At 37.2% G+C, this 20,730-nt stretch carries 20 protein-coding genes and 1 other RNA gene; 2 read left to right on the top strand and 19 right to left on the bottom strand.

Annotated features, from left to right (window positions below):
* Nucleotides 1-37: 37 nt before the first annotated feature.
* The 6 genes from AC2VNP_RS14070 to AC2VNP_RS14045 form a co-directional block, all read right to left on the bottom strand.
* Nucleotides 38-1,195, bottom strand: a complete 1,158-nt coding sequence (locus tag AC2VNP_RS14070) for a THUMP domain-containing class I SAM-dependent RNA methyltransferase (protein WP_486917934.1) — start codon at nucleotides 1,193-1,195, stop codon at nucleotides 38-40.
* A gap of 147 nt (nucleotides 1,196-1,342) precedes the next feature.
* An RNA gene (gene rnpB / locus AC2VNP_RS14065) (RNase P RNA component class B) lies at nucleotides 1,343-1,733 on the bottom strand.
* An 83-nt stretch (nucleotides 1,734-1,816) separates the two neighbouring features.
* The gene (locus tag AC2VNP_RS14060) at nucleotides 1,817-2,206 is read right to left on the bottom strand and encodes a reverse transcriptase-like protein (RefSeq protein WP_486917933.1); all 390 of its coding nucleotides are present in this window, start codon (nucleotides 2,204-2,206) and stop codon (nucleotides 1,817-1,819) included.
* A gap of 62 nt (nucleotides 2,207-2,268) precedes the next feature.
* Nucleotides 2,269-2,580 carry a cell division regulator GpsB gene (gene gpsB, locus AC2VNP_RS14055; protein ID WP_486917932.1) on the bottom strand — a complete coding sequence of 104 codons (312 nt, stop codon included), beginning with the start codon at nucleotides 2,578-2,580 and terminating at the stop codon, nucleotides 2,269-2,271.
* A 96-nt stretch (nucleotides 2,581-2,676) separates the two neighbouring features.
* Nucleotides 2,677-3,225: an SLOG family protein gene (locus tag AC2VNP_RS14050; protein ID WP_486917985.1), complete on the bottom strand. Its 549-nt coding sequence runs from the start codon at nucleotides 3,223-3,225 to the stop codon at nucleotides 2,677-2,679.
* A 108-nt stretch (nucleotides 3,226-3,333) separates the two neighbouring features.
* On the bottom strand, nucleotides 3,334-3,699 hold the full coding sequence (locus tag AC2VNP_RS14045; RefSeq protein ID WP_486917931.1) for a CotD family spore coat protein: 366 nt from the start codon (nucleotides 3,697-3,699) through the stop codon (nucleotides 3,334-3,336).
* 311 nt (nucleotides 3,700-4,010) lie between these two features.
* On the opposite strand from AC2VNP_RS14045, the gene AC2VNP_RS14040 reads away from it, so the two are divergent.
* Nucleotides 4,011-4,334 (top strand): 2Fe-2S iron-sulfur cluster-binding protein, encoded by a 324-nt coding sequence (locus AC2VNP_RS14040; protein WP_486917930.1) that lies wholly within the window; start codon nucleotides 4,011-4,013, stop codon nucleotides 4,332-4,334.
* Nucleotides 4,335-4,411: 77 nt separating this feature from the next.
* Here the strand turns inward: AC2VNP_RS14040 and AC2VNP_RS14035 are convergent, their stop codons facing one another.
* The 8 genes from AC2VNP_RS14035 to AC2VNP_RS14000 all read right to left on the bottom strand — a co-directional run bounded on the left by AC2VNP_RS14035 (nucleotide 4,412) and on the right by AC2VNP_RS14000 (nucleotide 14,407).
* A complete protein-coding gene (locus tag AC2VNP_RS14035) occupies nucleotides 4,412-5,692 on the bottom strand; it encodes a ribonuclease H-like domain-containing protein (RefSeq protein ID WP_486917929.1) in 1,281 nt (426 codons plus the stop codon).
* A complete protein-coding gene (locus tag AC2VNP_RS14030; protein WP_486917928.1) occupies nucleotides 5,682-7,973 on the bottom strand; it encodes a DEAD/DEAH box helicase in 2,292 nt (763 codons plus the stop codon). The genes AC2VNP_RS14035 and AC2VNP_RS14030 overlap by 11 nt, the downstream gene beginning before the upstream one ends.
* Before the next feature lie 74 nt (nucleotides 7,974-8,047).
* Nucleotides 8,048-8,317, bottom strand: a complete 270-nt coding sequence (locus AC2VNP_RS14025; RefSeq protein ID WP_486917927.1) for a hypothetical protein — start codon at nucleotides 8,315-8,317, stop codon at nucleotides 8,048-8,050.
* 225 nt (nucleotides 8,318-8,542) lie between these two features.
* On the bottom strand, nucleotides 8,543-8,977 hold the full coding sequence (locus AC2VNP_RS14020) for a DUF5392 family protein (protein WP_486917926.1): 435 nt from the start codon (nucleotides 8,975-8,977) through the stop codon (nucleotides 8,543-8,545).
* Between the two features lie 179 nt (nucleotides 8,978-9,156).
* Entirely contained in the window at nucleotides 9,157-10,356 is a 1,200-nt protein-coding gene (locus AC2VNP_RS14015) for a DUF418 domain-containing protein (RefSeq protein WP_486917925.1), read from the bottom strand.
* 150 nt (nucleotides 10,357-10,506) lie between these two features.
* Entirely contained in the window at nucleotides 10,507-10,938 is a 432-nt protein-coding gene (locus tag AC2VNP_RS14010) for a MarR family winged helix-turn-helix transcriptional regulator (RefSeq protein ID WP_486917924.1), read from the bottom strand.
* A 60-nt stretch (nucleotides 10,939-10,998) separates the two neighbouring features.
* Nucleotides 10,999-11,475 (bottom strand): glutathione peroxidase, encoded by a 477-nt coding sequence (locus AC2VNP_RS14005; protein ID WP_486917923.1) that lies wholly within the window; start codon nucleotides 11,473-11,475, stop codon nucleotides 10,999-11,001.
* Nucleotides 11,476-11,677: 202 nt separating this feature from the next.
* Nucleotides 11,678-14,407 carry a cytochrome P450 gene (locus tag AC2VNP_RS14000; RefSeq protein WP_486917922.1) on the bottom strand — a complete coding sequence of 910 codons (2,730 nt, stop codon included), beginning with the start codon at nucleotides 14,405-14,407 and terminating at the stop codon, nucleotides 11,678-11,680.
* Between the two features lie 308 nt (nucleotides 14,408-14,715).
* Between AC2VNP_RS14000 and AC2VNP_RS13995 the strand changes: the two genes are divergently transcribed.
* Nucleotides 14,716-14,901: a DnaJ family domain-containing protein gene (locus tag AC2VNP_RS13995; RefSeq protein ID WP_486917921.1), complete on the top strand. Its 186-nt coding sequence runs from the start codon at nucleotides 14,716-14,718 to the stop codon at nucleotides 14,899-14,901.
* A gap of 653 nt (nucleotides 14,902-15,554) precedes the next feature.
* Here AC2VNP_RS13995 and AC2VNP_RS13990 read toward each other — a convergent pair.
* From AC2VNP_RS13990 to lhgO, 5 genes are all read right to left on the bottom strand, one after another.
* Nucleotides 15,555-16,118, bottom strand: a complete 564-nt coding sequence (locus AC2VNP_RS13990; protein ID WP_486917920.1) for a GNAT family N-acetyltransferase — start codon at nucleotides 16,116-16,118, stop codon at nucleotides 15,555-15,557.
* Nucleotides 16,119-16,409: 291 nt separating this feature from the next.
* Nucleotides 16,410-17,531 carry an amidohydrolase gene (locus AC2VNP_RS13985; protein WP_486917919.1) on the bottom strand — a complete coding sequence of 374 codons (1,122 nt, stop codon included), beginning with the start codon at nucleotides 17,529-17,531 and terminating at the stop codon, nucleotides 16,410-16,412.
* A gap of 323 nt (nucleotides 17,532-17,854) precedes the next feature.
* On the bottom strand, nucleotides 17,855-18,313 hold the full coding sequence (locus AC2VNP_RS13980; protein ID WP_486917918.1) for an effector binding domain-containing protein: 459 nt from the start codon (nucleotides 18,311-18,313) through the stop codon (nucleotides 17,855-17,857).
* 180 nt (nucleotides 18,314-18,493) lie between these two features.
* Nucleotides 18,494-19,270 carry a VOC family protein gene (locus AC2VNP_RS13975; protein ID WP_486917917.1) on the bottom strand — a complete coding sequence of 259 codons (777 nt, stop codon included), beginning with the start codon at nucleotides 19,268-19,270 and terminating at the stop codon, nucleotides 18,494-18,496.
* A 157-nt stretch (nucleotides 19,271-19,427) separates the two neighbouring features.
* Nucleotides 19,428-20,624 carry an L-2-hydroxyglutarate oxidase gene (lhgO, locus tag AC2VNP_RS13970; protein ID WP_486917984.1) on the bottom strand — a complete coding sequence of 399 codons (1,197 nt, stop codon included), beginning with the start codon at nucleotides 20,622-20,624 and terminating at the stop codon, nucleotides 19,428-19,430.
* Nucleotides 20,625-20,730: the final 106 nt, after the last annotated feature.

Below are 20,730 nucleotides of genomic sequence, written 5' to 3'. Positions count from 1 at the left end.
AGACGCCGAAGTAGTGGATTACTTTGGCGTCTTTTTGTTATTCGTTTGACGGGGCGCTAGGTTTAGGTGGTCGCGGTCCCCAATATTGATATAGATCTGTTCGGATTTTTCCATTGTATAACTTCCGCTTTTTAGTTGCTTTTTTACCATATAGCTCTTCAAATTGTTCATTTGAAGTTAACACATAAATCGACCATGTTGGAATATGCTCTTGAAAAATTTTTCCCATTTCTTTATATAATTGAGCGACTTGTTCCTTTTCACCTAGGCGCTCCCCGTATGGCGGATTAGCAATTACACAGCCATATTCTCGCTTGGCTCGAAGGTCGGTTACTTGCATTTGCTTAAAGCGAATAATATCGGTAAATCCAGCCTCAGCCGCATTATGCTCAGACAATTCAATCATTCTGTGATCAATATCTGTTCCAAGAATATCTAACTCTTGGTCATATTTGGCTAAATCTTCAACTTCCATTCTCGCTTGATTCCATTTATCCTGACCAATCCACCCCCACTGCTCGGAAGCGAATTCTCGCATAAATCCAGGTGCGATATTTTGTCCGATCATTGCTGCTTCAATAGGAAGAGTTCCAGACCCGCAAAACGGATCGATTAAAGGCTTGTCCGCTTTCCAATTTGTGAGCATGATCAGTGCTGATGCTAACGTTTCTTTTAAAGGGGCTTGGTTAGAGCGGTATCTATAGCCGCGTTTATGTAGACCATCTCCACTTGCATCTATCGTTAGCGTCGCTATATCTTTATGTATGGCAACCTCAATTCGATAAAGCGGACCATCTTCATTAAACCAATCTGTCCGATACTTCTTCTTTAAACTTTCGACGACGGCTTTTTTGACGATCGCTTGACAGTCAGATACACTAAATAATTGTGATTTAACTGATTTTCCTATCACTGGAAATTCTGCGTTTACTGGAATGAAATCAGCCCACGGAAGAGCTTTTGTTTTTTCAAACAACTCTTCAAAGCTTAATGCTTTAAATTCACCGACTCTCACTTTAATACGGTCAGCCGTTCTTAACCATAAATTCGAACGACAAATCGCCATCGGATCTGCTGTGTATATAATTCGTCCATTTTCAACGGTTACATCTTCATATCCTAAATCTCTTACTTCTTTTGCTACTAGCGCTTCAAGTCCCATTGTTGCCGTAGCGATTAACGTCACTTTATCCATTTTCAATCACCTACATTATAGTCTTTCCCTATTATAGACATGTTCAACCGAAATCACAAATAAGGATATTTGACCAACATTTCCCATTAAAAAAGGGCAAATAAAAAAAGCCCTTATACTGTGGGCTTAACAGTCATCATTTTAGCGTTCGATAAGCCATGTTTTGTCCCGTTGTACTGCAAGCGGTGATGAGCCTCGTACTCAGGGGGTAATCATCTATCTACAGGTGATGAGTCACCTGTCCCTCTCTCCGTTGAATTCCTTCAAGAGGGTGCCCCTACCATAGTTTGGGTTTCTCGCTCGAGGGGTTTACCCGTTCCACTCCACTTGTTTCCAAGCAGACTACGTCACTGTGGCACTTTCAGAAGCATCACACCATATCCAAAAGGACGTAGGTGCTTACCTCGCCGTTAGCCCAGTCAAAACCAGACTACCCTAGCTTATGAATTCGCTAGGCACGAACACTACGACCATCTCAGGTCGTGCGAGCATGGACTTTCCTCTATATCATCAAGTGATATAGCAATTACCTGAACGCTAAACGCTGTGCTGTCTTATCGACAAGTATTATTATATTACGATTATAGCTGTACGGTCAACTGGTACTACATTGAAGATCAGTTAATTTTTTCTAACAGCTTGTCTAGATAGTTCATCCGCATTTTTATTTTGATTACTTGGGATCCACTTCAAAAAGAACAAATCCAGTTCATCAATATACGATAATGCTTTCTCTAATAATTTTTGATAGTTCTCTTTTTTGACATAGCGCTTTTCAACCGCCTGATCAATGAGCTGCGAGTCCGTCCGAAACGAAACGGCAGTTAAGTTTTTTTCTTTGCATATTTCTAATGCCTTTATAAGTGCCATGTATTCCGCTTCATGGTTTGTCAGTTCGCCGAGTGGAATCGCAAAACGATCTTCGTTTCCATCCTTATAGTTAATATATATACCTGCACCAGATGGACCTGGATTGCCAGCACTTGCCCCATCAATATATACTTCGATCAATAGAGCCTCTCCTTTAATACCAAGTAGTGTGTCTACCTACATTTTTTGCTGACATCGCTTGATTATTCGTATAGTTTTCTACCAAATACTTCTTTTTCTAAGTTTGATAGACGTTGTAAAATATCATAGTTTGTACTTCCAACAGGTGAAGTTGCGGCTGTTGGTGCTTTTGGTTTTTGTTCTTGCGCGCGTTTAACTTCGCGACGAAGCTGTTGATTTTCTTGCTCAAGTCTTTCAACTGTTTCGTGAAACTTTTCATAATCTTGGATAATTGCATCTAAAAATTTATCTACATCATCTTGATTATATCCCTTAATGCTTGTTTTAAATTCTTTTTCTAAAATATCTTTTGCTGTAAAACGAATTTGACTCATATTAAATCCACCCCAGTTCTTAACTGTAGACTACTACTTTTACTATTTTTTCAGAATTAAGAACAATTGTCAATTTGTTCTTTTCGACTTATTCATCTAAAACTCGTCCATTTCCTCTTGTACTGTCGAATTAATATCATCTGGTGTGATGTAAAAAATAGGATAACCATCTCGTTCGTAACGCTTCAAAGCCGGTTCTATATAGAATTTCGGTGAACCTTCTTTCCATTCATCGTATAGAATGACTAAGGCATCACTTTTTTCGATCAGGTATTGATTTTTTACTCTCAACTGTGCAGGGCTTTCATACTCACGTTTTGAAATGCTGTCCACAAAATCAGCTTGTCCTAAAACATGACGGTAGTGCTCTTGGTTCGTTTCACTCCAATTTTTTTCTTGCTGTAAAAAGGGTGTCATTACAGCAAGTCGTAGCTGGGGAAATTCTTGTTTCATTTCAAATACGACTTCAGCTGTCCAAAGCTCCACACCTAATTGACCGCTGATAAGAACCCATTCTAACCCTTCATCTAACAGTGAACGAAGTTTTTTTTCAATTGTCTTTTTTATGTAAAGAATACCTTTATGCTTTTGATCAAAGATCCCTAACTCATGTCCTTTGTAACCGGTAAACACACAAACTTTTATCATATTCTCTCCTAAGCTTTTTGAAGGTTATATTTACATTTATACATAACCTATCCTAATACAAGTATCTGAAATTGAAAAGGAGAGCTAAACAGCTCTCCTTAATGATTACCAACCAAAACCTGGGCGTGGACGAGGGCCGAAACCTGCTGCTCCTACACCTGGACCACCAAATGGTGCCCCGGCTGCTCCTGGACCAAAACCTGGTGCTCCTGGACCAAAACCTGGTGCTCCTGGACCTGCGAATGGTGCTACTCCAGCTCCCGGTGATACAAAGTGCTGATGCGTAATTTGTTGCGATTGTGAAAATGTTTGAGGGAAACTGTGAACATGCTTGTAGTGATGTTGTGTGTTGTGATGGTGATGACTCGGATGAATTTCCGGAACAATATACTCACAGCACTGTTGAGAATGCGTAGTTTTCGTCGGGTGAACAACTGCAGGCATTACTTTTGTACATGGTCTATGCCACATTTTAAATTCCTCCTTTAATGTTATTCAATATTAACCTATGTAGAATACCCTCTAGATGTACTAGTTGTTTGCCCTAATTTCCTATATAAATTATGAGTTCGCCTAAAGATTATCTTTTTACCTTGTCCCCATATGTTTCAAAAATTTAAGAATAGGTCCATTTTTAGTAATAGTTGGAATATTTCGTCAAAATAAAACAAATCTATCTGCTCATTTGACGAAACACCTCTAATTTTGCGCTTGCTCGGGAAATACGTTTATTTGATTCAAGGGAATAAGGGGAATATAATAATAAAAAAGGAGGGATAATCATGGCAAAAATAACAGTTCCTGGCCACGATTCATTTGAAGTAACTGAAGGTACTAAATTAGTGCTAGCTTTAGAAGATAACGGCGTTGATATACTTCACCGTTGTGGGGGTAAAGCAAAATGCACAACCTGTAGAGTGGAAGTACTCGATGGTGAGTTTGGTGAACTAACGGATATTGAGAAAACCGCTTTTTCCGCTAAAGGAATAGACGCAAACTACCGTTTATCTTGCCAAGTATTTGTAGAAAGTGACGCTACTGTTAAGCCAATGATGACGGTTAGTGAATCAGGACTTGATGCAGGACCAAGACCGAGTGACAGTTAATTAAGGAAAAGCGTCTGACTGAAGTATGTACTTGTCGCCTCCTCTTACATAAAGGTATTGGTTACAGTATCTACTTATTAGTCAGTCGCTTTTTTTATTTTGTACTCTATTCTCTCGATCCGCTTTATTAATTCCTCAGTTTGCTTTGTCTTTGCTTTCTTCACTAATTTAGTTGTTTCCTTTAACCAGTTAAGTCCATTTACTGCAGCGTCTAATGCTTTTTCGTAATCTTTTACATGGTGTTCGTATAGTTTTGACAGTTCAATGGCTAACTCAGCTGAAGGGAAATGTCGGTTTTTAAAGGACTCTTCTAAGAGAGTGATTGCATCACTTTCTCGACTGGACTGTTTATATAATTTAGTCAGTAGTAAAATCCCGTCTTCGGATACATTTCTGCTGTCATCTTTCCAAAGTTGTTCAAGACAAACGAGTGCTCTCTCCTTTTCTCCGACAAACTCAAACCATTTCCCAATCTGTAATTTCTCATTCGTCGAAAGTTCTTTTCCATCATAATCTAATAAACAGCTTGAAATATGGACATATAAGGATATTAATGATAATACATCCCATTCATTGTGCGTTAAAACACCTTCAATATATTCTGGATCTGGTTCATGTAAAAAATCAAAATACAACATCGGTGCCATATATCCTGGTGTATCTTCTCCACGTTCAAATTTTAAGATTTCATTTTCAACGATGGATAGTTTGCAAGAAGGTAACGTTTCTTTCCATAATCTTCTAGCACCATGTAATAAATCAAAATGGCCAAACGCTGGCAATTTCGGTACTTCGTTTCTAACGAACGTATGCCTCGTCTTTACTTGTGGCCAATCAAAAGCTTTCCCGTTATAGGTCACGAGATTACTTAAATTCTTTACATCATGCAAGAAATGATAATACATGGCCACTTCATGTTCGGGTCCCGGTAGAAAATATTGTTTTACCTTTACCCCTTCTCTTGTTAATTGACTATAGCCAAGTAAAAAGATCGTACTTCCTGCTCCACTTGATAATCCCGTCGTTTCCGTATCAAAAAATAATAGCTCTTCTGGCGAGCGGCCAGAAGCCGATAGTGGGTGGTTAAAACTCGCCTCATGCCAGCGTTCTACAATATCAATTGCTTCAGCAAAAGTATATTTACCATGTATCGTTTTCAGATCATACTGTTGTTCACGTAAAATCGTATAATGATCATCGAGATGGATTGCTTTCGCATTAAGCTTCTTCCATTTCTCATAGAACGGAATTTTGATTGCAGAATGTTCAAGTATAGGTGTAGGTTTTATCGATGAGTCTTGTGATGTTTCAATCGATAAATGCTTTTTCATCCGTGACAGTTTTCCTTTAATGGACATGTACATCCCCCCCTGTCAACTTGGCAATAAGTTTACCCACTAAGCTTTTTCCTTTTTCTCCTGTTTCCACAGCCGGCCCTACACAAGACGGACACCCACTTTCACACGGACAGCCGCTCACCATTTTCTGAACTTCCCTTAATACTTGCGGAAAATTTTTGTAAATCTGTTCACTCAACCCTACCCCTCCTGGATAACGATCATAAAAGAAGATGGTCGGGTCTTCAGAGTGAATTGCTTTAATTTGCGGAATAACATGCAAATCATTGCGATCGCACATGACGAAAACAGGTGCAACGTGCTGGAATAAGTGAGCAAGCCCAGTTAGTGCTTGTTCAAGAGGTTCTTTACCTAACTCATCCAATACATCTTTTGAAAAACTCATCCACATCGCATTCGTATGAAGTTCCATTTCTGGCAAATGGATTGGCCCTGAACCGATATTTTCAAACGTTGACAGTTTAATCTTTTTAAAGATTGTCGCTTTCGCATTCACCATAACGTCTCCATACGATAATTTCGCTTCATCCATTGGTTTATGCTGATCTTCTTCCAATACTTTTAATTCAACAGCTAAATTTGCATCTGTAAAATACTCTACATCAACTTCTCGAACCCACGCCTTCTTCTCATCCCAGTCAAGTAATTCTACTTGATACTGTATTCCTTGATGAAGGTAGATCGCCTCATCATGTAGAAGTGTCATCGCACTAAATGTGTCCATCTCACCAATTACTTTTACATTTCCAACATTTGATTGATCAATTATGACGACATTTTCTTGAGAGGCTGAGCGCAGACTAATACCATGAGCTGGGAAACCATCATTCATCCAAAACCATTTTGACCCTTTATAGTGCAGGACTTGTTCTTCAGTTAAAAATTCTAGAACTTCTTCTATATCTTCACCATCAAAGGTTTCACCTTGTTTAAATGGCAGTTCGTAGGCTGCGCATTTTAAGTGATCCACCAAAATTATTAAATTGTTTGGATTAATACGTGCCGATTCAGGGTTTCGTTCAAAGAAATATTCAGGATGTTGGATCATATACTGGTCCATTGGTGTGGAGCTAGCAACCATAACAATAAGCGACTCTTCTTGTCTTCTTCCTGCTCTTCCTGCTTGCTGCCAAGCACTGGCAACAGATCCTGGGTACCCAGTCATGATACAAACTTGAAGCTGACCGATATCAACTCCTAATTCCAACGCATTTGTACTAACAACACCAATAATATCTCCTTTTCTTAACCCTCGTTCGATTTCTCGACGTTGTTTCGGCAGATAGCCTCCACGATAGCCTCTAATTGAAGCCGGTCCTAATTCTTTTTTTACAAGGTCCTGCAAATGACTTAAGATGACTTCGACACGAACACGACTTCTAGCAAAAATGATTGTTTGGATTTTTTCTTTTAGGAAAGTCTTTGCTAGCTTATTCACATCCACTGTTGCACTTCTACGAATATTTAAAGGTTCATTAACCATTGGTGGATTGTAAAATAAAAAATGCTTTCGACCTCTTGGTGCTCCGTTTTTATCAATTAACTTCATTTCTCTGCCTGTTAGCTCTTCAGCTAGTTCTTTCGGGTTCGCAATCGTTGCCGATGTACAAATAAATGTGGGATCACTGCCATAAAAACGAGCAATTCGTTTCAAGCGACGAATTACATTGGCAACATGACTGCCAAATACGCCACGGTAAGTATGTAATTCATCAATAATGATATATTTCAAGTTTTCAAAGAAAGCAACCCATTTTGTATGGTGCGGTAGAATGGCTGAATGAAGCATATCTGGGTTAGTGATAACGATATGCCCTGCTTTTCGAACCGCTTGACGGATATTAGGAGCGGTATCCCCGTCATACGTGTAACACTTAACATCCACACCGATTTCGTCAATCATTTCGTTCACTTCACTTTTTTGATCTTGAGCCAATGCTTTAGTCGGAAAAAGATAGAGAGCTCTGCTTTCTTCGTCCTCAATAATTTGCTGTAATACCGGCAAGTGATAGCAAAGACTTTTTCCGGAAGCTGTCGGTGTAACTGCGACAAAGCTTTTCTTTTGCACCCCTGAAGAAAACGCTTGTCCTTGATGACTATATAATGAATTAATCCCGCGATTTGTTAACGCGTTTTTTATCCGGTCATCTAACTTGCTAGGAAAAGAAACATACGAGCCGTCTTCTGGTTCAATTTCATGCCAGTATGTAATATTTCTTGATAATTCCTCATCCGTTCTTAAAAGTTCTAATACGTCTGATAATGATTTTTTCCCGAACATAATTTTCACCTCTACCCTATATTGTAGCGAATGTGTGTTTGTTAATAAAGAAAAAAGTAGCAGGGAAATATTTTCTATACTTCCCTGCTACTTCGCCATTTTTTGATTAATTGAATAGCCAGTGCTGCTAAACAAGTAACAGTAATAAATGAACCAAACAAAAAGTTTGGACTTATGATATATCCAAAAGTAACTTCATTTTGTAAATAAGCCACAGCTTCATAGGAGTCAACAATGTCAGGAACGTACGATTTCGTTAACATCACACCGTACACGATTTGACCAATAAAATAAAATGCGTGAATCACTAATGATATAAAAATAGATTGCACAAGTAGTTTCATAGATTCCCCCACAATGATTTATGTCTAGTCATCATATGATATCGCATTCACTATTTTTAGATTTTACCACTTAGTACTGCTAAGTGGTGTAACTTTTTATTTGTACTTATTACATATTCGTTGGAGTTAGTGTGATAATCCTGTTGCTCATATAATCTCTTGGAAGACAAAAAGTAAAACGACTCTTCAAATTAGGAGAGTCGTTTGGCTGCAAAGTTTCCCTTTTTATGAATTACCCATTTTCTTCATACGCTCTTCTTGATGTAAGAAATCACTAAATGTTTGAAAGGCATTCATAGGTTCAGATCTTACCTTTTCAATAAATTTATCTCTGGTGTAATCAGGTACAACTTCACTTTTCATGATTCTTTCTTTAATATAATTAATACTCGTATTATAGATTTCCTTATTTTGAAACTTCACTTCTTTGTATAGGGCCATCCCAACAGCACCTATCACCGAGAAAATAACAGTTAAAACCATGTTGCTTACGTGACCAAACAGTAGATAGTACAAATTAATAAATGATATAGAAATTAATGAAATAGAAGCAACAGTAAAAATCGTACTCTTCTTCACTAACGGTGAAATTCGACGTTGCATTTTCTCAAATTCTTTTTTTGTGTAAGAGGAGACATGATCCATCTTAATAGGTAACATATGTCATTCACTCCTTATAATCAATGATGTAATCATTACCTATTATAAAACATTTGTATGAACTGAATATGAATTCATGGAGTATTTTATTAGTTTTATAAAAAACTCCCCATTAAAATATAGAGACTCAAAGAATAAAAGCAGGCCTCACTAAAAAGGACCTGCTTTCATTCTATATATCATTTTGAATACGTCCATTTTCTCCATAATGCTTCAAGTGGCCCTTGCTTGTATTTTTTTAACCAGTAGTGACTGACTAACACTTGAAAAATAATAATAACCATTGCTAAACCGATTCCTCCTGCAACTCCTATAGAACCAAACAGTCCTAAGCCAAATCCGTAAAAGATGAAAACGCATATAATGGATTGAGCAATGTAATTGGTCAATGCCATTCTACCATATGAAGCAATCGGCATTAGCCTCTTCATACGGTCCTTGTTTTGTAAAGCTAATACAATAGATGATACATACCAGAGCATAAGAAGTGGACCACCGATAATATTAACGGTATACGCTAATGTATAGGACAACCAGTACGGTGTATTTAAACCGTTATAGAGTAAGAAAACGAATAAAACAGCTAAAAGACCGCCGCTCCAGAAAGAATGAATACGAACTTTTTTCCAAAGCGGGAGAGAACCTTCGATATTATGAAACATCCCCTTTTTCCCCATGTAAAGACCGATGAGAAACAATCCAAGTACGTTGGGCAGCGTAAAGATTAAGTTTAGAATCATAAATGAAACTTCATTTAAAAGACGGAATTCTAGTATTTCAGCATAAGTTCCATTCGATAAGATAATCATAGCTTGCTCAAATAGCTGTTGACGCGTAACTTGTAACTCGGAGTCAAATTGCATGAGAGCACCATATCCGAGAAGAGACAGAAACATGATCACCATCGAAACAAATACCAAGCTAATGGCCCAAATTAAAATCACTTTAGGCCTTTTATCAATAAAGAACATTAAAAACAAACCGGCTATTGCATAAGTATGCAGGATATCACCAGACCATATAAATGTAACGTGTAAAATTCCAATCAAAAGAAGAAACAACGCTCTTCTTGTAAAATAGCGATTTCCGTTTAATTCCTTTTGTTTCAAACGATCATAAAAAAGAAAAAAACCTAGTCCGAATAACAGTGAGAACATCGGATAAAACTTTCCATGGATGAATAAATGTAATAAATAATCCGCTATTTGATTAAATGTTCCTTCTACTAGTAATTTTCCTTCTAGGACAAAGTTTGCTTCTTGAAATACAGGTGTTTTAAATGCAACCATATTTGCCATTAAAATCGCCATTAAAGCAATTCCACGGATAATATCGATTATAATAATTCTTTTAGTATCACTTATAGGATTCCCCTTCATTTTCCGCTCCTTTTATTTGCAGTTTTATTTGTCTTGTAAATTAAATGATATGGACAGAACAATCATTACATATTTCTCCTGAAATGTTAAACCTTGTTTTTAATAAATAATAAAAAAGCGATACTATTGAAAGCATCGCATACTAGAGTATTATAATTTAGTTAGTTTTGCTTGTAATGTTGCTAGTTGCTGCATCAGATGTTCATATTCTTCTTGCTTGATATTACACGTTCGAATCGCTTCACTCACTTTTTGTGTAATATTTTCTTTCTCATCTATCCCTTTTTGTTGTAAGGAAATGAACACCTTGCGTTCGTCCTCTGTTGAGCGCAGCTTTTGAATCCAGCCGTTCGCTTCCATTCTTACTATCATAGGCGTTAACGTACCGGTTCCAAGATTAATCTTTTCCCCTAGAGCTTTCATCGTTACATGGTCCTTTTCCCAAAGAGCCAATAATACTAAATATTGTGGGTATGTTAGCCCAAAAGGCTTTAATATCGATGTATATAATTTATTAAATTTCGCTGCTGTTTCATAGATAGCAAAACATAATTGCTTATCTATCTTTAAGAAGTCATCCACATTTATCACCCATCAGTTAACGTATTACAATTCAGCAGCACATAGTGCTTAAGCTGTACTTTATAATAATTTTACTAAATCGTGTTCAATTATACTTGGCTTTATCGTTGGTCCGTAACGCTTGACTACCTGACCGTTCCCATCAACGAGAAACTTTGTGAAATTCCACTTTATTCTACTCGATAAAAGACCCTTCTTTTGCTCTTTTAAATATTTAAAAAGTGGATCAGTGCTGTTACCATTCACATCGACCTTTGCAAACATAGGAAAAGTTACCCCATAGTTCACTTGGCAAAAATTCATCGTTTCATCTATTTTAGCATATTCCTGATTATTAAATTGATCACAAGGAAAGCCTAGAATTTCTAAACCCTGGTCATTATACTTCGAATACAATTCTTGAAGTCCTTTAAATTGTGGGGTTAAACCGCATTTACTGGCTGTGTTTACGATTATTAATGGTTTTCCCTCATATTCTCGCAAAGACTTTTTTTCCCCATTTGTCATTTTTACTTGGAAATCATACACCGTTTGCATAGTACTTCCTCCTTCAGTTCATCTATTTATTTAATCAATCATACACAATTAGATCGTACACGATTTAATTCATAGGAAGCAACATATTTGCTTGCTATTCTGGAGAAAGAAACCTTAAATGATATCATTTAAGGTTTCTTTTACTTATAAACTTGCAAAACCACTAAACAATTGAACTAGAAAAAATACGATAATAGACATTTCATTTTGAAAACCTCTCTTCAGAACTAGTGGAAACCTGTAAATTTGATTGTGGTTTATCGATGACCACAATTACCTCTTCACCTGGACTACATTGTTCTAAGTTATTAGAAGTGGTATTTAAACGAGTATCACTATCATGGCCAGATGAGTTTTGACCCAACACTATTGAAATACTTACTCGGTTTGGCTCTTTAAATAATGAAACTGGATAAAACCTGGGTTGTACAGGTGATAGGATTCCCAGCAACCGATCAAACGGTAACTCACAGGCTTCGTATTTTTCCAGAAGATCAAGGATGGTGATTTGTTTTTTTACGATTTGTTCATCGTATACTGAATCTTCTATGCATGCTTCAAGCTCAATTTTATGCGGTGGACAGGTTGTATATTTAGCCAATTCACGTATTTGTTCTTTAGTAACCACTTCCTGTAAATCTACACTATAGCGAAGAAGCCTATTGAGACTAACTGTTTGATTCAACGGAAGATGCGGGTTGCTCTCTTCATCCCCCGATAAGATAACGTGATCCCAATCATTCCATCCATAACGGTTCAATAAACGGTTAATATCTTCTTCGCCGTTTGTACGAAAGATACCGATTTCTTCACCTTCTTTGTAATCGATATTTTCCAGCAAAGATATATCAATTCTTCTTTTTAGTTGAAGAGTACCTGTTTTATCTTCTATATGATTACCAATAATCTTTCCATGAGAAACAACTTTATATGATCGAGCAAGAGGAAAATGAGCAGTACTATTAACAAATTTAATATTTATTTTACTAGCTTCTTCTTTCACATGTTCAGTTATGCCCAAAGAAAATATGGCATCTGACCACATTTGTTCCACCCATTCATCTAATTGCTTTTCATAATCTCCACTTGCATCGACTTCACCACGTGCTGTAAATCTTTCAGCTCCCTTTGATACTAGTTGTTCATCTATTAATCGCGGAACAGCCTGATACGTACTTGCCCAGTTACGATCTCCACAGCCTAATACGGAAAAGCGAACGTCTGTTAATCGACCGGGCTCCACTGCTTCTATCCATTTGACAAATTGCAGAGCATTTCTTGGCGGTTTTCCATTATAAGAAGAAGTGATGATTAGAACTAGTTCATCTTTAGGTAATTGATCTATATGATCATTTAAAGTTGCTACTTTACTTTGGATACCATACTGAAGAGCCTGCTCCGCTAAGTCTTGAGCGATACTTTCTGCTGTTCCCATATTCGATCCATAAAGAATAAGAAGTGATCCTTTCTTATTTTTTACCCTTAATTCTCGTTTAGAATGACTTTCAACTACAGGAACATGTGTAACCATTTCACTAACATTTATTGATTGATTATGATGCACTTGCTTTTCCCGCAACTTGACACGAATTGTAAAATCATCGGGTTTTAAAGTTAGAGTTTGTTTAATTTTCAACTTATAATCCGTATGATCCATGAATTCAAAGTTTTGAAGTATCATTCCTAATACTAACGTTGCTTCGTGCAAAGCAAACTGCATCCCAATACAGGCTCGCTGTCCATTACCAAATGGTTTATAGGCCCCATCTGGTATTTTACTCATGTCTTCAAATCGTTCTGGACGAAATAGTTCTGCGTCTTCACCCCAGGCTTCTTTGTCCCTATGAAGTTGCGGCAACAGAATTGTGATGTCCGTTTTCTTTTTTATCAAATACTTTCCACCGATCGTTACATCATCTTTTGCAAAAAGTGAAAACTCCGGAGCTGTCGGATATAAACGCAACGCTTCATTTAAAATCATTCTGATATATTTGAGCTCGAGCACTTGTTGATATGTAGGTATCCCATTTACCACCACTCGATGCACTTCTTCGTAAGCCTTATTTAGAACATCCGGATGCTTTAATAGAAGACATAAGGCAAACGATAATAGACCACTTGTTGTTTCGTGCCCGGCAATAAGGAACGTTATTATTTGATAACGGATGTTTTCATCATCAAGTCGTTCACCCGTTTGAGGGTCCTTTGCATTAAGCATTCTAGCAAGTAAATCCGTTTCACCATCATCACCATTCTCCTTACGCTCAGCGATGATTTGATCTACTAGAGAAAACATCATTTGCAAATCACGTTCAAATTGTCGTTTCTTTTTTATTGCGAGTTTGTTTTGGATAGGTAATCTTGTACCACGATACATCGCTTCTTCCAGCGAACGAACCATACTTAAGATAAAAGGGTGAGAAGTTTCTTTATAAAAACTATTAAAACGATAGTTAAATCCGCATAATCCGATTGTGTCAAGCGTAAGTCGAGTCATATCATCTGGGACATCAATCGTTTCATTAGGGTTTAGCCGCGCCCATTTTTGTACTAGTTGTGATGCAATATCTACCATCATTGGATGGTAACCTTTCATTGCCTGTTGGCTGAAAGAAGGCATAAGTATATTATGAGCCTTTTGCCAGTTTGCCTCCTTCGTTCGACTTGTAAATAAGCCATCTCCTCCGATCGGACGCACCGAAATTAGACTGGCAATACTTTTGTCAAAACGATCGTCATTACATACTTCAGCTACTAATTTATGACCCGAAAGAACGACAGTAGAATAACCAAAAGCTTCAAAGCGATAAATGGGCCCGTACTCTTCAGCTAACTTACAAAAGGATAAAGTAGGGACTTCTTTATTTATTAACGGCAGGTTCCCAAGGGGACCGTACGTCTTAGGTTGTGGGATATTCGATGAGTTTTCCAAAACCAGATCTCCTTTCGAGCATAGTAATCTTTTTACCTCATCTAAGATAAAAGGATAATTAGTATCAGCGAAATTTCATTTACATTAAGTATTCATAAACAAATACAACACCTTTTTTCATTTTACCACTTAACCTCAAATATTTTAGACTGTTTTTTGAATTTTCAATCAAAAAATAATAATGTAAGTATATTATTTTTCTATTAATTAATACCCATTCAATTTACGACTGTTGTTACTCCCTTTTAAAGGGTTTCAATGATCACGCTATATATAAGGAATGTAATAAATTGAAAGGGGTGTCCACAGTGGATGCAATATGGATTGTAGCTGAGGATAAAATTAAGGTTGCCATCAAAAATGGGGAACTCGATAACTTGAAGGGCATGGGGAAACCGATCGTGTTTAAAGAGGTTCTGCCAGGAATGCCCCAGGAAACAAAGATGGCTTATCAAATGTTGTGGAATGCCAGGTTTGATCTTTTAGAAGTTTAAAAAGAAATTGAGGAGCAAACAAAAGGTACGAAGTTAGACGACTTTTTAGAGGAACGACAGACAAAAGAAACCAAGTCGTTTAAACAGTATGCTAAAAAAAATCTTCAATAAATTTTTTAAGTAGGACAGCGGATCCGCCTGTCCCTTATATATGATCGTCTGTCTCCACTTTTAGGGGGGAGGCTTTTTTTATTGGAATTCATAAGATAAAAATCGTTGCTGTGAGCGCCGGCCTTTTTACTCAATTGGTGACTGTAGATCAACCGGACTCACAGGCCCTTATTTTCATTAAAATTAGTAGTTTCTATACTTAGCGGACTCCAGGGCCCTTATTTCTTAATTCTCCACTTAAAATCACATGTATTTGAACAAATAAGGGCCTCTCAGTCCGCTTAACTTCACAACCAGTCGGTTTTCCGCTAAATAAGAGCCTCTCAGTCCGCTTAGCATTAACTGCACCTATCTTTCAATCTACTAGATTAGATGCGGCACAAAGAAGATCTTCAAGTTACTTGTCACCAGATATAGTTCCATAATTTTTTCAATTTTTTTATTACGACCCATTTCAATGCGCCTGTGCTCGATATCAATTTATGATATTAGTTTTATTCTAAGACATTACAAAAAAAAAACCGAGCACATGCGCTCGGTTGTTATGCCTCTTTTAGTTGGCTTTCTTCATTAATCTGATGATTTTGCTCTCTAATTTTAAATAGATGATATTGGTCCTTCTCAATTTGGAACAAATCATACGTTGGACCGTTTGCGTTTATATATTGATAAACATCAGTTCTAACTTCATTTGCCAGTATATTGTACGGCAGTTTTTGGGCAGCTTTAATAGACCTAATATTTTCTTTCCGAATTCTCATGAAAACAGTTTGGATATCCAGCTCAAAAAAGAGCTCACTAAAAAAAGCATTTTTTGCTAACTGATTATAACCTTTTCCAAAATAAGGTTTACCGATCCAAGTACCAAGAAAACCAGTACCATCTTGAACGTCAAATAGATTGATGGTTCCAATCGGACTTCCCCATTCATCAGTAATTGTACGTGAAATAAGCTCACCACGTTCCTCAGCCTCAATCGTTTGTTTCGTTAAAAATAGGTACTCCTCATATGATTTGGCCTTGTGACGAACAAAAGGAAAAACAGCAGGGTCAATCATTAGATCATATAACTCATGACAGTCCGATAGTTCGCGTTTTCTTAGCATTTGAATCCCTCCTTAGTATAGAGGGCAGTCCTGTAGTATAAGACCCACCCTCGAAGTTGTTTAAAATTCGGGGTGGGAATCGAACCCACTAGAACCAGTATGAACTGGTGGCGCACCAATTGCCTTCCCATTTCCTTATAATCAGTGAAAAAACGCCGAATTTTCTTTTATTTCATTAATATTAACAACAATGCTTGTGATATGACTGAAATACTTTTAAATATTCATATTTCCTCCATCACCTTCTATATAATAATCGATTTATAGTAAAAAGGGAACCGGTTTTTTTATTTATTTTTTGTAAATAATTTCCCCATTAATCATGGTCATCATCGGGGTAGCAAGGTAGTGGAATGGCTGTTCTTTCCACAGTACGATGTCAGCGTCCTTACCAACTTCTAGACTTCCTACTTTGTGATCAATTCCAAGGTTTTGCGCTGGATTGATCGTAATCCCTTCTAGCGCTTTTTTCTCATCTAACCCTTCACGTACTGCAAGTGACGCACAAATGTTCAAGTATTGAATCGGTGTATATGGATGGTCGGTCGTTATTGATACATTAATACCGTAATCTGTTAAAATTCGATACGTCTCCCAAGTTTTATTTTTCAATTCAATCTTTGAGCGTCTCGTCAATGTCGGTCCAACCGTTACATGCAGGTTACGACCACTTAGCTCTTCGGCGATTAGGTGTCCTTCTGTGCAATGTTCAATCCGTAAGTCCAAGTTAAATTCCTCTGCAAAACGAACAGCTGATAAAATATCATCCGCACGATGAGCATGAATTCTTACAGGAATCTCCCTTCTTAAGGCAGCTACCAAAGGAGCTACTCTTAAGCTTTCTGGCTCATCACTATTTTTGGCGTGAATAAACGCTTCACGGAGCATTCCCATGATGCCCATTCTCGTTATGGAATCGTTGTTTGTGGACCGGCTATGAATTCGTTTCGGGTTCTCACCCAATGCGATTTTTAAACCGGCAATTTCTTTAATCATCATTTTCTTTATACTCTTACCGTGCGTTTTAATGACGGAAGTTGTCCCACCAATTACATTCGCACTTCCAGGCATTACGTGGACCGTTGTCACCCCGTATTTGACGGCATCCTTAAACCCAATATCAAGAGGGTAGACTCCATCGATTGCTCGAATATGTGGCGTAGTGGCCTCAATCGTTTCATTTGCATCATTTCCTGCCCAACCCGTTCCTTCATCATAAAGACCAAGGTGAGTATGTGCATCGATAAAACCAGGAAGCAAGTGAAGCCCTTTCCCGTTTAAAACTGTCATCTGTGACGTTTGTTCTATGTCTGTTCCAATTGCAGCTATTTTACCTTCTTTTACTAAGACATCTCCGTTTTCTATTTTTTCTGACGTGATCGGATATACTGTTGCCCCTTTGATTAAAATCACTGCCTAAAACCTCCTTATTGGCCAAATGAAACGAGTTTTTATTTAATTGATTTAATCATAGTCAACAATGCCTTCATTTATGTAATTGAATATTGTAAAATTCTAGATTAAATCATTCATCTTTTACCGCATAAGATGTTCTAACCTTCCTACATTCAGTGTACCTATTATTGACAGGCTATATTCTTACGAAAAGGCAGGGTGGGATTTAGGCTGCAGTAATTCTAACGATAAAAAAGAACCCTCACCGATATGAGAGCTCTAGACCTTTGCTATCAATTTGCTATCAAAATGATAGATGGTTGCTACACGTTACTTTAGGGTTAAATCAGTGGTAATGAATACCTGCTATAACCATCACCTTCATAATTGTACCTTTCACAGATTGTGTATTTCTGATCTCCTGGTGATGTTTTGAGGTTCCTTTCATGAATAAATTGTTCTATTTTCTCCCCAGCTATATCAAAACAACGGTCACTATTATCATTTGCCACTACACACTTTTGTGGTGCTAATGTTGTTTTAAAGAACCATTCAGGAATTCCTTCAAAGGATGAAACCTCTACACATAAAATGTAGACATGCGTTTCAGGATTATTTTGCATTTCACATTGGGGCCAAATTCCATAATGCACTGCCTCGTTTACAATATGAGGGAGATGCTTAGATGCAGATAATAAACCTTCTTTAGCATTTTGATATTTACTTGGCATCTCCTTTAAGCTTACACATGGGATACCGACTAATTTTAATTCCTTATGTTCTACAATTTTTGCTGTCATTTATATGCCCCTTTCATCCTAAAGGATCGCCTTTCTTCTTTTGCCTTATATTTATGTATAATACCTTAAAAATCTCTTCTACTTGGTGACTTATTTAAATATTAAGATATTTTAAAAGATTTTTTTGAATTATATATTAGAATTCAACTCAATTTCTATTCCTAGCGATCACTCACTCGGTTAGTGCGGTTGACAAACCATAATAACATGATCATCCGGATCTAGAATAGTAAAAAATGTTACGTCTCCGTGACCTTCTTTTTCTGTAAGTACCTCAATACGGTTTCTTTTAACATATGAATAAGCTTCATGAATATCATCCGTCTCCAACATAAATCGAACTTTATAATTATCACCATTCAGAAAACGATTATTATCTAGTAATATATTCGCACCCTTTTCACTTTGTATTTCAACAATGGTCTCCTTCGGGTGGATCAATCGTGGTGGGATATCTAATACATCAAAATGCCATTGGGCTGCTTTTTGTATATCGGAAACGTTTACAAAAACAGCTGGTATTCGGTTATGAATAGGTGAAGGAGCTGCTTTTTCTATTGGCATTTCGTTATCCTCACAGCTACAAACCATAAAAACATTACCGTCTAGATCTTCAAAGTTGAAAAAAGTTAATCCTTCATGCGGGGTCTCGATTTCAAGAGTAATATTAACCCCTTTTCGTTTAAGGCACTCGTAGGCTGTGGTCACGCTCTTTGCACTATACATATATAATGGGGCATTGTCTTTACTCCATTCACCTCGTGCTATATTTACACTATTATCATCTAAAATTATTCCAGTAAAATTCTCAAGTTCCATCCAATATACCGGCCCACCATTGAAACGATCTTCTAAAACCTTCAACCCAAGTAACGTACTGTACCACTCAGCCGAACGTTGAAGATTACTAACATGAACAAAAACACTATTAATCGAATTTTCAATGAAATGACTCATTAATGTTACTCCTCCAATTTGCAAATCATATCTTTTTATAGTTCACCTTTAAACATTCTTTTCCTTCTATTACTTCTGACTTTTTCCTAGGTTAAAAGTTGTTTTTTTAGAGGAGGTTTTTTGTTGTTTTAGTTAAACTACTTCATTCGTCCTGACACTATATTCGTATGTCATGAAAGATCTTTTGAGTAGGTATCCTTCTAACGATTTCACTTCCTATTTGCAAAGATGCTGTTGCTGCAGGTGATGGAGCATTACACACATGGATACTTCGTTTGCCTGTAATGATGTAAAAATCGTCTACTAAACTCCCATCTGATTTTAACGCTTGTGCCCGAACTCCAGCTGGCGCAGGTTCAAGATCATTGACTGTAATTTCTGGAATGAGTTTTTGAACGCTTTGTACAAATTTACCTTTATTTAACGACCGGGTCATTTCCTCAAAACCTTCCTTAACATTTTTTTGAGCCAACTTCCAAAATCCTCGGTATTTCATCACCTCAAAAAAGTCAACTACATGAATATCTGTCTTTTTGTATCCCTCTCGTTTTAAACTTAGTACAGCATTCGGACCTGCTTCAACACCACCACCTATCATTCTCGTAAAATGAACGCCTAGAAAAGGAAAAGACGGGTTAGGTACAGGGTATATCAAATGTTTAACTAAATCTCTTTTTTCTTGCTTTAACTCAAAATATTCACCGCGAAATGGAACAATTTTCATATCCATATAATAACCCGTTAACTTTGCGATACGGTCACTATGCAGCCCAGCACAGTTAATCATCACTTTTGCTTGAAACGTTCCATTATTGGTGTCTATTTCTACATCACTGCCTTTTTCCTTAACCTTTTCTACACTCGTTTTTAATTTTAGTTCTCCTCCACGTTCCCGGATGAGCTTCGCCAACGTCTCACTTACTTTTTTGTAGTTAACGATTCCTGCCATCGGGACATGGATTGCAGCTTTCCCACTTACATGTAGCTCGATCTCTTTTAATTGATCACGACATATTTTCTTAATTGCTAATTGATTATCAAGACCCCGCTTGTATAAGTTCTCTAGTAACGGCAGCTCTTCATCATTTGTTGCCACAACGACTTTTCCACAAACTTCATGTTCAATCTGATGTTCCTTACAAAACGCCACCATAGACTCGTTACCTTGTCGAGCAAACTTCGCCTTTAAACTTCCGGGTTTATAATAGAGGCCTGAATGGATAACACCGCTATTATGACCAGTTTGATGTGACGCCCATTCCTTTTCCTTTTCTAGAACGATCACTTTCACACGCGGAAACTTCTCTAGTAACGCTTTTCCAACCGGTAACCCAACAATACCCCCACCGATAATAGCAAATCATACATTCTTATTCCCCCATGAATGAGCTTTGAAAAACTTCATCAAAATAGCCTTAAACCAACGATAGTTTAAGGCATTTTCGTATCTCTTTCTTTTA

Source organism: Alkalihalobacterium sp. TH-98, assembly GCF_057473385.1.
The sequence above is the reverse complement of the archived record's forward strand: the minus strand, read 5'-3'. Positions and strand labels throughout refer to the sequence as shown.